Annotated in this window: 13 protein-coding genes; 3 read left to right on the top strand and 10 right to left on the bottom strand. The window is 46.2% G+C overall.

Translation table 11 applies throughout. The features are described 5' to 3' along the window. Positions 1-10: 10 nt before the first annotated feature. From ccpA to ACN6NF_RS15395, 3 genes are all read right to left on the bottom strand, one after another. Positions 11-1018: a catabolite control protein A gene (gene ccpA / locus ACN6NF_RS15385; protein ID WP_013371881.1), complete on the bottom strand. Its 1008-nt coding sequence runs from the start codon at positions 1016-1018 to the stop codon at positions 11-13. Positions 1019-1125: 107 nt separating this feature from the next. After that, entirely contained in the window at positions 1126-1467 is a 342-nt protein-coding gene (gene ytxJ, locus ACN6NF_RS15390; RefSeq protein ID WP_474318460.1) for a bacillithiol system redox-active protein YtxJ, read from the bottom strand. Positions 1468-1568: 101 nt separating this feature from the next. Then, on the bottom strand, positions 1569-2015 hold the full coding sequence (locus ACN6NF_RS15395) for a hypothetical protein (protein WP_474318461.1): 447 nt from the start codon (positions 2013-2015) through the stop codon (positions 1569-1571). 336 nt (positions 2016-2351) lie between these two features. Here ACN6NF_RS15395 and ACN6NF_RS15400 point away from each other — a divergent pair, with 336 nt between their 5' ends. Further along, complete coding sequence (locus ACN6NF_RS15400; RefSeq protein WP_474318463.1) at positions 2352-2888, top strand: type 1 glutamine amidotransferase domain-containing protein; 537 nt, start codon at positions 2352-2354, stop codon at positions 2886-2888. 140 nt (positions 2889-3028) lie between these two features. Here ACN6NF_RS15400 and ptsP read toward each other — a convergent pair whose 3' ends face one another. The 4 genes from ptsP to aroA form a co-directional block, all read right to left on the bottom strand. Then, a complete protein-coding gene (ptsP, locus tag ACN6NF_RS15405) occupies positions 3029-4774 on the bottom strand; it encodes a phosphoenolpyruvate--protein phosphotransferase (protein WP_474318464.1) in 1746 nt (581 codons plus the stop codon). Then, a complete protein-coding gene (locus tag ACN6NF_RS15410) occupies positions 4771-6654 on the bottom strand; it encodes a glucose PTS transporter subunit IIA (RefSeq protein ID WP_013371886.1) in 1884 nt (627 codons plus the stop codon). Before ACN6NF_RS15410 ends, ptsP begins: the two co-directional genes overlap by 4 nt. A 299-nt stretch (positions 6655-6953) precedes the next feature. Then, a complete protein-coding gene (locus tag ACN6NF_RS15415) occupies positions 6954-7388 on the bottom strand; it encodes a CoA-binding protein (protein ID WP_474318465.1) in 435 nt (144 codons plus the stop codon). Between the two features lie 33 nt (positions 7389-7421). Next, a complete protein-coding gene (gene aroA / locus ACN6NF_RS15420) occupies positions 7422-8714 on the bottom strand; it encodes a 3-phosphoshikimate 1-carboxyvinyltransferase (RefSeq protein ID WP_474318466.1) in 1293 nt (430 codons plus the stop codon). A 267-nt stretch (positions 8715-8981) separates the two neighbouring features. Between aroA and ACN6NF_RS15425 the strand changes: the two genes are divergently transcribed. Next, positions 8982-9287 (top strand): rhodanese-like domain-containing protein, encoded by a 306-nt coding sequence (locus ACN6NF_RS15425; protein WP_474318467.1) that lies wholly within the window; start codon positions 8982-8984, stop codon positions 9285-9287. Positions 9288-9531: 244 nt separating this feature from the next. Here ACN6NF_RS15425 and gndA read toward each other — a convergent pair whose 3' ends face one another. Together gndA and ACN6NF_RS15435 are read right to left on the bottom strand one after the other, a co-directional pair. Then, positions 9532-10938, bottom strand: a complete 1407-nt coding sequence (gene gndA / locus ACN6NF_RS15430; protein WP_474318468.1) for an NADP-dependent phosphogluconate dehydrogenase — start codon at positions 10936-10938, stop codon at positions 9532-9534. 173 nt (positions 10939-11111) lie between these two features. Then, complete coding sequence (locus ACN6NF_RS15435; protein ID WP_474318469.1) at positions 11112-11711, bottom strand: hypothetical protein; 600 nt, start codon at positions 11709-11711, stop codon at positions 11112-11114. Positions 11712-11990: 279 nt separating this feature from the next. Between ACN6NF_RS15435 and ACN6NF_RS15440 the strand changes: the two genes are divergently transcribed. After that, positions 11991-12623 carry a YktB family protein gene (locus ACN6NF_RS15440; protein WP_474318471.1) on the top strand — a complete coding sequence of 211 codons (633 nt, stop codon included), beginning with the start codon at positions 11991-11993 and terminating at the stop codon, positions 12621-12623. A gap of 39 nt (positions 12624-12662) precedes the next feature. Here ACN6NF_RS15440 and ACN6NF_RS15445 read toward each other — a convergent pair whose 3' ends face one another. Further along, entirely contained in the window at positions 12663-13949 is a 1287-nt protein-coding gene (locus tag ACN6NF_RS15445; RefSeq protein WP_474318472.1) for an MFS transporter, read from the bottom strand. Between the last annotated feature and the right edge of the window lie 168 nt (positions 13950-14117).

Here is a 14117-nt window from a genome sequence, read left to right on the forward strand (position 1 = left end):
GGCACTGTGCCTAGTCTAAATAATTTACTGATAACCGCAAAATTGTTTCGTGCGGCAAAATAACGCGAGAGTTCTCCACGTTTTCCTTCTTCATCAGCTTGGTCAGCAAACGCATTGCTACCGCACCCAAATCGTACATTGGTTGTGCGACGGTTGTCAGCTGAGGGCGAACCATGGAGGCCATACGAATGTTGTCAACACTGATTACCGAAAAATCATCAGGCACTTTCAATCCCTCATCCTGAATACTATGAATCGCACCAATTGCCATTTCATCCGTAGCGGCAAAAATAGCACTTGGTTTCTTCTTCAGACCGAGGAAGTATTTCATGGCTTCAACACCGGATTCATAGCGGTAGTTCCCGATTCTCACGAGATCTTCCTGATAATCAATTCCAGCTGTTTCCAATGCTCTCTTGTAACCTTGGAAACGTGCATAGCCGTTTGCAGGGTCTTGAAGCGTACCACTGATCATTGCGATTTGACGGTGTCCATGGCGGATCAACGTGTTAACTGCATCAAAAGCAGCGGCTTCATGGTCAATATCAACTGAAGGATAGCTACCTTTTTCATCACTCGTTGCACATAGAACAATAGGAACTGCAGCTGTATGGAACGCCTGAATATGCTCGTCCGTTACTGTGCCGCCCATGAATAGCAGTCCATCCACTTGCTTTTCAAGTAATGTGTTGATAACACGGATCTCTTTTTCTTTACGTTTGTCGGCATTGCATAAAATAATATTATAGTGATACATATTTGCAATATCCTCAATACCACGCGCAATTTCTGCAAAAATTGAGTTCGATATATCCGGAATAACCACGCCAACAGTCGTTGTCTTCTTGCTGGCCAGACCTCTAGCTACCGCATTCGGGCGATATCCCAATTGTTCAATCGCTTCGTACACCTTCTTGCGGGTCTGAGGTTTTACATTAGGATTATTGTTAACTACGCGGGACACCGTGGCCATTGAGACACCAGCTTCGCGAGCTACATCATAGATCGTTACCGTCACATTCCTTCTCTCCATTGCCAATAAATTTTCAACCGAATCCTAGATCAACTAATTAGAACCATGATACGACAAAATACTACTTTATGCAACGACAGCACTCATTCTATCTATGTGAGATGATCGTGAAGCGCATGGGCTGTAATATTCGAATGGGATGTATGCCAGACAGCCTCCCCGTCCTTGATTAAAATGGCCTGCGGCGATTCATGTTTCACCTGAAGCTTGTCCGCAGCCGCATTGGACACCGGCCGATCCTCCACTACATAAATGATACCGTATTCAATATTTTCGTCGGGAGCACCTTCCAAATAAGACTCCACTTCCTGATATGCGCCTGCACTTATCGGACAACGTGTGCTGTGCTTAAAGAGGAGTAACGGTTTGTCTGATGACGCTTCCAGAGCCGTATTTAATTGTTGAATAGTAGTCATTTTCGTCATCGTCGCCATTGGATATACATTCCTTTCTGTGTCTTGTCGTATGGCCTATTCTCATCGTAACAAAAAGAACATGTAAAATCCAATGGTGACCATGAAAATTTTCATATTTTTTAGTTTTTTGTATTCATTAATACCGATTTACTGGTAAAACCGGATAATTGAAGCAATCTTTTCTCTACATCACTCATCCAATCTTCATCTCCCAGGCTTCTCGCATAGCGATAAAGATCCAGCAAGAGATTAATCCGATGCTCCATTCGCTCCTCCAAAGCAGATTGCCAATCTACATTTGGATTGTCCGCTTCCTCCAGTATAAGCTTGCGAATAATTTCTGCCAGTTCATTGTTGCGAGCAAAAGATATTCGCCGGGGTGCAGGTTTGCTCCCTAGACTTTGTAAAAGTTCCTTAATGTCCTTCGTCACATGCTGCAGAACCTCACTGGAAAAGCATGACGGGCATGAGAATACAGGAACATGCAAAATCTCAACCTTACTCGCATAGATTACCTTTCGCAATTCCAGTCCCATCGGTTCACCGCATTGGCATTGCTTCTGCACTTTACCACCTCATTACGTAGGATCAAACTATATAAGGACCTCTTCAGCATCCAGATATATCTATCTACTAGTCTATAAAAGATTTGTTAACTCTATAAAATCTATCATACCTTTTTTTATTTCGACTTTGGGGCCTCAAATCCTTCCACGGATTGCAGCAATGAACAAATTACCAAGGCTTTGGGGGTCAAAAAATGACGACGATTGTTGTTAAAGAGCGACTCCTAATCTGAGAATCTGCAGAGGAATGGACTTCGGGCGTACTTTTTCTTAAGATGTAAAAGTACAGATTACAAAACATAGGTGTCATCATACGACGCGCGAAAGGATGGTTAGATGTCAAGACTTACCGAAAAAAAGGTAATTGCCCTGGTAGATGAGGAATTCGAGGATCTGGAATTATGGTACCCGGTGTACCGCGTTCGTGAAGAAGGCGCAGAAGTACATTTAGCCGGTGCTGAAAAGGGCAAAAAATATATTGGAAAATATGGCGTACCTGCTGAAGCAGAATATGCATTTGAAGAACTGAATAGCAGCGATTATGACGGAATTCTTGTCCCTGGCGGTTGGGCACCCGATAAACTGCGTCGCTATCCCAAGGTCATTCAACTCGTACAGGAATTTCATGCCGCACATAAACCCATCGGACAAATCTGCCATGCAGGCTGGGTACTGATTTCTGCTAAAATATTGGATGGTGTTACGGTCACCTCCACACCAGGTATCCGTGATGATATGGAAAATGCAGGAGCCATCTGGAAGGATGAAGCTGTTGTGACAGATGGACACATTGTATCTGCTCGTCGACCGCCTGATCTTCCACCTTACGGAAAAGCGTTCTGCGATGTATTAGCTAATAGCGCTCGGAAATAAGATATGTAGTCCGCACATTCAGGACTTAAGTAACCCTTATCTATGACAATATCGAAAAAGCACCTTCAAACCACTTTATTCATGGTTTTGAAGGTGCTTTTTTGTACGAGCCAAGCTAAGCTTTGTGGTTTATTAAAGTATTACTGCCGCCCAGGTCCGGCCGGGATGCAGCTGATATTAGCTGCAGTCAGCTTGTCTTCGATCGCTGCACCAGTAGACAAGCCAAAGCAAGCACGAGCGATTATCATTGCTTCAGTTGCAGTCGTATTCAGCACACGATGCTTGACCCGCAATAAAGATTGGGGGGACATACTGAGCTGATGTATTCCCAGTTCCAGCCAAAGCGGAACGGATCGTTCATCCCCAGCCATCTCACCGCAGACACTCACATCAATTCCGGCTTGATGTGCCGCTTGTGCAGTCATTCGCAACATTCGAAGTACACCCGGATGGTATGGATGATACATATGCGCAATCTGCTCATTCATACGGTCAACAGCCAGTACATACTGAACTAGATCATTCGTTCCGATACTAAAAAAGTCAGTTTCAGCTGCTAATAGATCCGCGATCATCGCTGCAGCCGGAACCTCAATCATAATCCCTCGCTGAATTTTAGGATTATAGGCAAGCCCCCTTGCATCCAAATCCGCCATAGCCTCTTTCAGAAGAGCATCTGCCTGACGGACTTCCTCCACGGATGAGATCATCGGATACATGACCTTGATATTCCCCGTTGCACTGGCTCGCAAAATTGCAGTCAACTGAGTTTTAAACATTTCTTTCCAATCCAGACTAATACGTATCGCACGATAACCTAGAAAAGGATTTTCTTCCTCTGGGAGTTGAAGATAATCCAACGGCTTATCGCCGCCGATATCCAATGTACGGATAACCACGGCGTGGTTGCCTGCCTTTTCAGCTATTAGTCGATATACTTCATACTGTTCCTCTTCATCAGGAGCAGATTTGCGATCCATATATAAAAATTCCGTGCGAAACAGCCCCACACCTTGAGCTCCATGCTTCAATGCGGCCTCCAGCTCTTTAACGGAGCTAATATTGGCCGCCAGCCTCAGCGTGGTTCCATCCTTGGTCACAGCTTCTACCGAAGCGAGCACCTGAAGCTGTTCCTTTCTGCGTCGCTGCTCTTCACGCAAAATGATGTAGTGGTCTGTTACAGATTTTTCTGGATTCACATATACCCTGCCCAGATCTCCGTCCACAACCATCATATCTCCGGTTTGAACGGACAAATTCAAATTGCTCTCCAATCCAGAAACGAGTGGAATGCCCAGTGCGCGGGCCATAATCGCGGAATGCGATGTTTTACCACCATTCATAGTCACAATCCCTAACACATAGCTGGGATTCAAGTGTGCCGATTGGGATGGTGAGAGCTCCTTGGCTACCAGGATATAGGGCTGTGTGTCCTTGGGAAGAGTCACTTCCGGTGCGCCTAGCAAATGCTTGAGCAGTCGGTTCCCCACATCCTTGATGTCGATTGCCCGCTCCTTCATGTATTCATCATCCAGCAAATCAAACATGGTCACAAAATGATCAATAGCTTCCTTCACAGCCACCTCAGCCGCCTTATACTGACGCTGAATAATTCCGCTAATTTCATTCATGAATTCCGGATCTTCCAATATTGCAAGATGAGCATCAAAAATGCTGGATTCCTCTGGTCCAACCATCTCTCGGAACTCATCCTTAATAAACTGGATTTCACTTTTGGATGTACGTATCCCTTCATACAATCGTTCAAATTCCTTCGCTAGATCTACCGTATCCATTTTTTGATCAGGTAAATCCCATTCCCAGCTCGGCAGGACAAATGCCTTCCCGATGGCCACACCTGCTGCGGCGCCGATGCCTTCTATCATGTTTCTACCCCTCCAACATTCCTGTCATGCAGCACAACGGACATTACCGAGGCCTGACCTTTTTTCACTGTTTTAAACGGAGCAAAGCTCCACGACTTGACGCGATCCGGATTCGTGATGACCATAGGAGTCACCAGCGATGGAGCTTGCTCTCGCAGCGCCTGCAAATCAAATTTGATCAGCAATTGCCCCGGTTCCACCGTATCGCCTGCTTCTACCATAGCAGTAAAATTCCCTTTTAGCTGTGAAGTATCAATCCCGATGTGAAGTAGAACCTCAAGTCCTTCTCGTGTGGAGATGCCTAAAGCATGCATGGTCGGATACAAATGCATCACAGTACCATACACCGGAGACACAAGTTCACCGCGTTCAGGGACAAAAGCAACGCCGTCCCCGACTAGCTTCGTCGCAAAAATTTTGTCAGGCACTTCATGAATCGGTAGCATTTTTCCATGTACAGGAGCATTGAACAAAATTTGAGGAAGATCACGCTCCATCAGCTTTGCAATTTCCTCACGAATCAGTTCTGAATATGTTCCAAATACGACTTGTAAATTACCCCCGCCCAGATTAATAAGCCCAGCCGATCCCAAAGCCTTCATTGCTCCGGTATCAATCAGCCTGTCATTGTGGACGGTCAGCCGTAAACGGGTAATGCAGGCCTCTACCTGCACAATATTCTCCTTCCCACCAAGTGCTTCCAATATAAGCGGAGCACTGTAAGGAATATTACCAGCCCAATCCTCCAGAACCGAGCCTTCCTCACGGCCAGGAGTTGGAATACGGAACCGACGGATTGCCCATCGAAACAGTACATAATACACAAGCCCATATGCCACTCCGACTGGAATTAACAACCAGGCGTTATGTGACAGATGGAAATTAAGGACATAATCTATAAAACCCGCCGAATATGAAAAGCCATGATGAATGTCCAGCTCAAAGGTAAGCCACATGGCCAGACCGGACATAACCGCATGAACGAGGAACAAATAAGGAGCTGCAAACAAGAAGGCAAACTCAATCTGTTCCGACACACCGGTAAAAAAGCAGACCAATGCGGCCGTCAGAAACGTTTTCTGCACCTTTGGCTTCAAATCTTCACGAGCTTCCTGAATGATCGCTAGCGCAATCGCAGGGATCGCAAACATCATAATGGGAAACAACCCGGACATGAAATAGCCCGCTGTCGGATCGCCAGCAAAAAACCGGGGCAAATCCCCCTGCACAACGTTGCCAGACGGCGTTTTATATGTACCCAGTTGAAACCAAAATATATTATTAAGCAGATGATGAAGACCAAAAGCTGCCAATAATCGGTATAGAATACCGTAAATAAGCAGTCCAAAACCGCCCAAGCTCGATTCCAGGCCTACTATAAATTCCAGTCCTCGCTGAATCAGCGGAGCAATAATCAACATGAGTCCTGCAAATACTGCAGAGAACAGGCCAATAAGCAGCAAAACAAATCGGGTTCCCCCAAAAAACTGGAGCACTTCGGGCAACTTAATGCTTTTGAAGCGATTATAAGCCAAGCCTGAAATAATCCCCAAAATGATACCAATGAGCGTCGCTGGCTGAATGAGTCCGTTTCCAAATCTCAATGTGACCTGATCATATATAGCCATACCAGCCAATGCAGCCAGTCCCGCCTGACCTGCTTGATTCGACATACCCAGTGCAACACCCACCGCAAACAAATACGGCAAAAAATAAAAAATCCCGTGTCCCGCCGCATTTGCCATATCAGACACCATAGGAAATCCCCACGTGGCCCAAGGAAGGCTGCCGAGACTTAGCAATATTGCAGCTGCTGGTAGCACCATCGTTGGGAGCATGACAGCACGACCAAGCTGTTGTAAGGATCCGAGCCAATTCATGGCATTCCTCTCCCTTCTATCCCTGATGGTAAGCCGAATAAATACTTTTGTCAAAGCAATGGTTCCGTCAGCCAAAAATATTTATTTACGCTTTTACAGGTCATATAACTTATTACTCAGCGATAACCCTATGAATTTAACTAGACCCTATCATATTCCAAGCATACATACATTATATGGATTCCTGAAAGTATAATATACTGTATCATAGTTCTGATTTCACACCAAAAACCTTCAACCCTATGAAATAAGGGAAGAAGGTTTTTTTCATGCTCATATAGCATGATTCAGCGATGTGATTATCCTTTACGTACAGCTTGGGTCACTGAATCCTCCACCTTAATGCAACGATCCATAATAACCGTCATTCCATGCTCCTGCGCAATGTCAGCGGCTTCCTGGCTTATAATTCCCTGTTGCAGCCACAATATCTTAGCTCCAATAGCAGCTGCTTCACGCGCAACCTCTGCGCAGTATTCGCTACGCCGGAATACATTAACCAATTCAACGGCCTCTGGTACTTCAGCAAGACTGGCATAGCAAGTCTCTCCAAGAATCGTTTGTCCTGCGGCCGCAGGATTTACCGGAATAATCCGGTATCCCCGCTGTTGCATAGCATAAGAAACCATGTATGAGGTGCGGTCTGATTTATCAGACAAACCAACAACCGCAATATTGCCTACTTGTTCCAAAATATTCTTAATCTCTTCTCTGGACGGATTTTCAAAAGCCATTTTTTCTCCTCCTGTCTGCATCTTAACTTACCTTTATTTTACCCATTCTACAGAAGCACCAAGCGTCGTCAGATGGTCGAAATACTGTGGATACGATTTGGCGACATGATGCGCATCCTTGATCACTAGCGGCTTCTGCGCACGCAAACCTACAACCGTCAATGCCATAATGACACGGTGATCAAAATGCGCGTTGATTTCCACACCACCTTCGACACCCTCCGGTCTACCATGCACAATGATTTCCGCTTGATGTTCTTCCACCCGAGCTCCAGCCTTGCTCAATTCATTCAAATAATCGGTAATACGGTCACATTCCTTATACCGTAAATTTTCCACGTTATAGAAACGGGACGTACCTTCGGCAAATACAGCCGCAGCTACCATGGCAAGCACAGCGTCTGTCGCAGCATCACCGTCAAACTCGATGGCTTTCAATCGACCGTTCCCCTTTACGACAACGGTATCGTTCTCATGTGTCAGTGGCACTTCCATCATACGCAGCACGTCTACAATAGCACGTTCTCCCTGTTTGCTCTGTTCTTTAAGACGATGGATGGTTACATCGGAATTCGTTACTGCAGCCGCCGCCAGCACCGCAGCACTCCCTGGATAATCCCCCTGTACAGTATACGTACGTGGCTGATAGGATTGCCGACCCGGTACACGGAAAGACATGTAGTCATCACTTGCATGAATGGTAATACCAGCCTCTTGCAATACCTCCAGCGTCTGCCCAATGACCACTTTGGATTTCAAATCATGCAGCACTTCAATTTCACTGTCTTTCTCCAGAAGAGGTGTAAGGAACAACAGAGCGCTTAAATACTGTGAGCTAACCGAGCCGGACACCTGGATTTTACCGCCCTTCGCCTGACCACCCTGAATACGTATTGGCAACTTGCCTTCACGATGATCTACTTTAATCCCCAGTTGGCCCAGTGCATCAATTAGATCATCATGGGGTCTTTTCCCCAAGGAGTCGGGATATGTATTCACAAATGTAACATCCGGACATAGGGACGCAATTCCCATCAAAAAACGGAGCACTGCTCCTGCATTGCCCACGTTCAGTTCCTTCACAGCTTGAGGATGGCTACCAAAACCTGTAATCACTATTTTTTCATCATCCTCTTCCAGCACTGCTCCCAGATCGGTAATACAACGACGCATCGCATCACTGTCTTCACTATGAGCTGGATAATAAATGGTACTTTGCCCATCAGCAAGTGCAGCTGTGAGCAGATAACGAGTCGTGTAGTTTTTGGAGGATAAAGCCCCAATCTCTCCTTGCAAGGTAGGGGTAGGTCTAACGATAACATCCATATTATACATGCTCCTTTTCGATTCAAACCATCCTAGTTTACGTTAATTATACAAGTTGTAACGTTCATTTCTCCACCTAAAAAATAAGGAATATTCATCTAGCTCTATCGAGGTTTAGCAACTTGATTGACTAATCTTTAGTTATTTTTAGATTTAGGCCAATTGACAGCTTGGAGATCGCTTCGCTATCATACATAGAGAGTGTGACGTTTCTCACACGACAACAACACAAGTAGTACCCATTTACATTAGAAAAGAGGTCCAGCCATGACGCAAATCGCTCTGATTGAACCTTCTGAGCTTCGCGCACGCTTGCAAGCAGGAGAGCAGTTGCAATTGATCGACGTCCGTGAGGCGGAAGAAGTAGCGGAAGGTATGATTGAAGGTGCCAAGCACATTCCGCTCGGACAGATTCCGGGCCGCCTTGAGGAAATTGAACGCACCGGCGAAATCATCTTTATTTGCCGGAGCGGTTATCGCAGTGAACGTGCCTGCGAATATTTGCAGCAGCTAGGTTACGAGGGCTGCACCAATATGACTGGTGGCATGCTGCAATGGTCACAGATGCAGTAAAGCAGCTAGTCTATAAAAGAGACGGGAACCTTCCGTCTCTTTTATTTAAGCTCAAAGCTTAGACGCGGTAAAGCATTAAAATTTTGTGTTTCTATCATACCATAGCGTCAAAAGATTATACAATCCTTTAGCGTATCCAACATCGTATCTAAAATACCAAATCAAAAAAAACGGAAGCTTTTCACCCCATAGGGCGAAAAGCTTCCGTTGTGTTACATACTGCATTCTTACATTCGTCAGTTCATTAGAACCATTGATGATGGAATATGCCTTCTTTGTCCACACGCTTGAATGTGTGTGCACCAAAGTAGTCACGTTGCGCTTGCAGCAGGTTTGCCGGCAAACGCTCAGTGCGATAGCTGTCATAGTAAGCAAGCGCGCTGGAGAAGCCAGGCACTGGAATACCTTGAGATACAGCCACGGAAATCACTTGACGCCATGCATCTTGATACGTTTCTACTACATTTTTGAAATAAGAGTCCAGCAACAGGTTTTTCAAAGCAGGATCACGGTCATACGCATCCTTGATATTTTGCAGGAATTGCGAACGGATAATGCAACCACCGCGGAAGATCATTGCAATTTTTCCGTATTTCAAATCCCAACCATATTCATCGGAAGCTGCACGCATTTGAGCGAAACCTTGAGCATAAGACACAATTTTACTTGCGAACAGTGCTTTACGTACACTTTCGATAAATTCTTTTTTGTCGCCGCTGAAGGATGCAGCTTTAGGACCGCTCAGCACTTTACTTGCCGCAATACGCTCATCTTTCATAGCAGACAAGAAACGGGAGAATACGGACTCGGTAATCATGGACAATGGCACACCCAGATCCAGCGCGCTTTGGCTTGTCCATTTACCAGTACCTTTTTGACCTGCAGCGTCCAAGATCACATCTACCATAGGCTTGCCTGTTTCAGCATCATACTGGGAGAAGATGTCAGCTGTAATTTCAATCAGGTAGCTGTCCAATTCACCTTTATTCCATTCTGTAAAGATTTCATGAAGCTCTTCTGCATTCACATTCAGGACAGATTTCAGCAAGTGATATGCTTCACCAATCAATTGCATGTCGCCGTACTCGATACCGTTGTGCACCATTTTTACATAGTGACCAGCACCGTCGGGACCGATATATGTACAGCATGGGTCGCCTTCCACTTTAGCAGAGATTGCAGTCAGAATCGGTTCTACCAATTTGTAGGCACTTTCTTGTCCACCCGGCATAATAGCAGGACCATTCAAGGCACCTTCTTCACCACCGGATACGCCTGTACCAATAAAGCGAAGTCCTTTTTCCTCCAGCTCCTTGCTGCGGCGCTGTGTATCAGGGAAGTAGGCATTGCCTCCGTCTATAATAATGTCGCCCTTGTCCAGATGAGGCACAAGCTGTTCAATCGTGGCATCTGTAGCTTTACCAGCTTGAACCATGATCAGGATTTTACGGGGTGATTCCAGTGAGTTCACAAATTCTTCAATGGAGAAAGTACCCGTCAGTTTTTTACCTTCTGCTTCTTTGATAAGATCGTGCGTTTTTTCTGGAGAGCGGTTAAAAACCGAAACGGTGAAGCCTCTGCTCTCAATATTAAGGGCCAAGTTTTTACCCATTACCGCCAGGCCGATCACACCAATTTGCTGTTTTGCCATCTGGTTCCTCATCCTTTGCAACATATTTTGTGTTCTATATCGCCGCTTTACCGCATTACACTTTATGTGAATCGGAACACGTGCACTTCTATTTTAACGTTTTTAGTGTCAGAAGTGAACCCCTGTCTAATCGCAGATCAAAACACCCCATTTGCATGAGGTGTTCCGATGTACTACGCTTCCATCATCAGCAGTTGGTGAGATAGCGTTTGCAGGCGTTTATGGCCATTCTCGATTTTAATCGTATCTTTCTCCGTCATTGCTGTGAACAGCTTCTCCAATTCATCGTCTACTTCCATCTTAAGCAGCAGCAGCCGGGTTTCCCCTTCATTGGAAGCGTACATATCCTCCATTTCCTGAGCAGACAGCACCGGTCCCTTCTGATAAATGACACGCTGCTTAAAGCCAGTAACCTCGACCAGACGAATGACCTCGCCGAACAAAATATTCTCCACCAAAATATGATGATCCTTGACTCTTTTGACAATGGCATGACCTCTGGTGCTTCCAATCAGCTTCTCCAGCCACTCAGCCAGCTTGGCATCGCGGATTACATAATCTCCAGCCAGCTTGTAGTGTCCTGTGCGCAATTGTTGAAAACGGAGCTTCACCAGCTTGCGCCCGGTTCTCACCGACAAAACCAGATACGACTCATCCTCGCTCCAGTACAGCGAATACCCTTCCGATATCAAATCCTTGATCAGATTATGGATATGCCGACGGCTAAACCGGAGCTCTAGATTGCAATATTCTACCTCACAGCCCTTGTTCACGGCATTCCCTCCTTTTTCAAGTCCGATTCAAGAAGTCCGGCTACAGCAAGCCTGCGGCTTTCCCGCTTGATCTTCCCTTGCTCTATTTTATACTTCATTTTATGTAAGGGTACTTGGTTATTTGACCTATTTTTATGAGTAACAACGCACAATCCTACTTTTGCCTTATATGCTTGTACCGAGCCCGGCTCAAAGTCGGTCAAGCCCGCTGACATTATGCTATAATCGGACATATTACGCCACACGATATGGCTTAGCCTAGATACAGGAGGAATAGGAATGACATTTAGTGGATTTACAGCAAAGGACTTTGATGTTTTTGAAATACCGGGACTGGAGCCTCGTATGGAGGTGCTGATTCAACAGGTTCGGCCCAAGTTGGAGGCGATTGGCGAGGAGCTAGCTCCCTTCCTGACGGACTTATGCGGGGAGCCTATGCACGTTCACGTTGCCAAGCATGCACGACGCAAGGTCAATCCCCCGATCGATACATGGGTAGCCTGGGCGGCAAATAAACGCGGGTATAAGGCGTTGCCGCATTTTGAGGTAGGTATGTTCGCTTCCCATATATTCGTCATATTCGCAGTCATTTATGAAAGTCCGAATAAAATCACGTTTGCCCAGGCGCTTGAAGCCAACCTGAGCGATGTGCGCTCTAACCTACCGGGTCATTTTTACTGGTCCATGGATCATATGGCTCCAGAAGGTACAGAACAGCAGCAAATGGACACTGAAGAGTTTCAAACCATCATTAACAAGCTGCAGCAGGTGAAAAAAGCCGAGGTCATGTGCGGGCTCCGCATTGATCGTAATGACCCTCTTGCCAGTGACGGAGCTGCGTTACTGCAAACGGTGCGTTCCACCTTTGAGCATTTGCTGCCACTGTACCGGATGTCTTTTTCAAAGGAATAGCTCCCAAATGCGGCCCTGACCCGCTTTTGAGAGTACCTTTCAAGCCTTACCAACAGTTTTTCTCCGCGGATTGCGCGCCAAAGCCAGATGGCAGCCAAACATGAGCAGCATCACAATCCCACTGATGATAAATGGAGCTGTGTGTCCAGCACGGTCCCATAGCACTCCTGAAACGAGCGGACCAATAACCATGCCAGAGCCTTGGAGTGTTAAAAAAAAGCCCCATACCGTTGCACGCTCACTTTCCGGAATCAGTTGGGCAAGAAACGTGTTCCATGCAGGCAAAATGAGCGCATATCCCAAGCCAATAATTGCTACGGATACAAACACAAGTGGAATGGTCTGTACTGTTGAAAAGAAAAATAGCGTGGTTCCGGCAAGCAAAAATCCGATGTGCAAAAAATACTTGGTGCCAAGGCGATCCACCAGCTTGCCGCAAGGGACCAATGCCAGCACAGTCACCCCACCGCCGGCAATCAGAAGCACGCTATACAGGTTCGGTGAAATTCCAAGATCCGTCCGCGCGTACAGCGTTAGCACAGGGCTGATCAAACCGATAACAAAGGACTGCAAAAACAGCGCAGGGTAAATTAGCGGATTCACATTAAGCTTTGTTTTGAGCGTGCTGATCGTCTCCTGGATACCTCTTAACACTTGCCGCTTCTGCTTAGAGTTCCTACCCGAAGATATGAGAGCGCTCTGTTCAAGGTCACCTTTACCAGCAGACCTGTTCGTTCCAGGTAGCATAAGAGCAACCAGCAGCAATACAATACTGCATCCTATCAACATCATGAACACCATACCGTAAGAGTGTCCATAGTGGGATATGGCAAAGTTCATAACGAGTGGACCGAAGCCCGTTCCGCCCATGGACGCAATTTCCAGTGTCCCCATCGCTGCACCGTTATTGTTATTTGGCCCGGACATTTCAGTCGTTCCAGTCATCACACAAGGCCAGAGTGGAGATGTCCCCAGTCCTAGCAGCAGACACGCGATGACGAGCCACACAGGTTCTGTCAGTGCGCTTAGCATAATGATTGCTACAAGTGTAAACAACAACGCGGTTGACATCGTTCCACGGTAACCGAGCCGTTCAGCCATCCAGCCCGCCGGTGCCCGGAATGCATTGTCTCCGAAATACTGAAGCGAAAAGGCTAAACCGATAATTCCGGCCGACAGCCCCAACGTTTCTCCCATATATACCGGCAGGATGGATACCAGAAGAGATCCCTTCATAAATTCGACCAAAAACACCAGTATCCATAATTTGGCGAAAAAAGGAGTCCACAGCCGCTGCGAAGCTTTTTTTCGTCTTATTTGCTTCATCTATCCCACATCCTCCACCTTCGTTTTTTGTCTATACACTCGGGGTTCTCCGCCTGCTCCACTCTTTCGCAAATAAATGCGCCTTCAATCGCTTGCATTCCTACTTCAAACTGCTATACTCAATTTTGTTCTATTATCAATTGCACAGGATTGTCGAAATCCTGCATG

The organism is Paenibacillus sp. TSM33 (assembly GCF_056099025.1).

Coding starts and splice junctions, on each gene's coding strand:
- ACN6NF_RS15410 (WP_013371886.1), bottom strand. CDS start 6,654: ATGAATTGGCTCGGATCCTTACAACAGCTTGGTCGTGCTGTCATGCTC.
- ptsP (WP_474318464.1), bottom strand. CDS start 4,774: ATGATAGAAGGCATCGGCGCCGCAGCAGGTGTGGCCATCGGGAAGGCA.
- ACN6NF_RS15400 (WP_474318463.1), top strand. CDS start 2,352: ATGTCAAGACTTACCGAAAAAAAGGTAATTGCCCTGGTAGATGAGGAA.
- ACN6NF_RS15425 (WP_474318467.1), top strand. CDS start 8,982: ATGACGCAAATCGCTCTGATTGAACCTTCTGAGCTTCGCGCACGCTTG.
- ACN6NF_RS15415 (WP_474318465.1), bottom strand. CDS start 7,388: ATGGCTTTTGAAAATCCGTCCAGAGAAGAGATTAAGAATATTTTGGAA.
- gndA (WP_474318468.1), bottom strand. CDS start 10,938: ATGGCAAAACAGCAAATTGGTGTGATCGGCCTGGCGGTAATGGGTAAA.
- ACN6NF_RS15445 (WP_474318472.1), bottom strand. CDS start 13,949: ATGAAGCAAATAAGACGAAAAAAAGCTTCGCAGCGGCTGTGGACTCCT.
- ACN6NF_RS15440 (WP_474318471.1), top strand. CDS start 11,991: ATGACATTTAGTGGATTTACAGCAAAGGACTTTGATGTTTTTGAAATA.
- ytxJ (WP_474318460.1), bottom strand. CDS start 1,467: ATGGCGACGATGACGAAAATGACTACTATTCAACAATTAAATACGGCT.
- aroA (WP_474318466.1), bottom strand. CDS start 8,714: ATGGATGTTATCGTTAGACCTACCCCTACCTTGCAAGGAGAGATTGGG.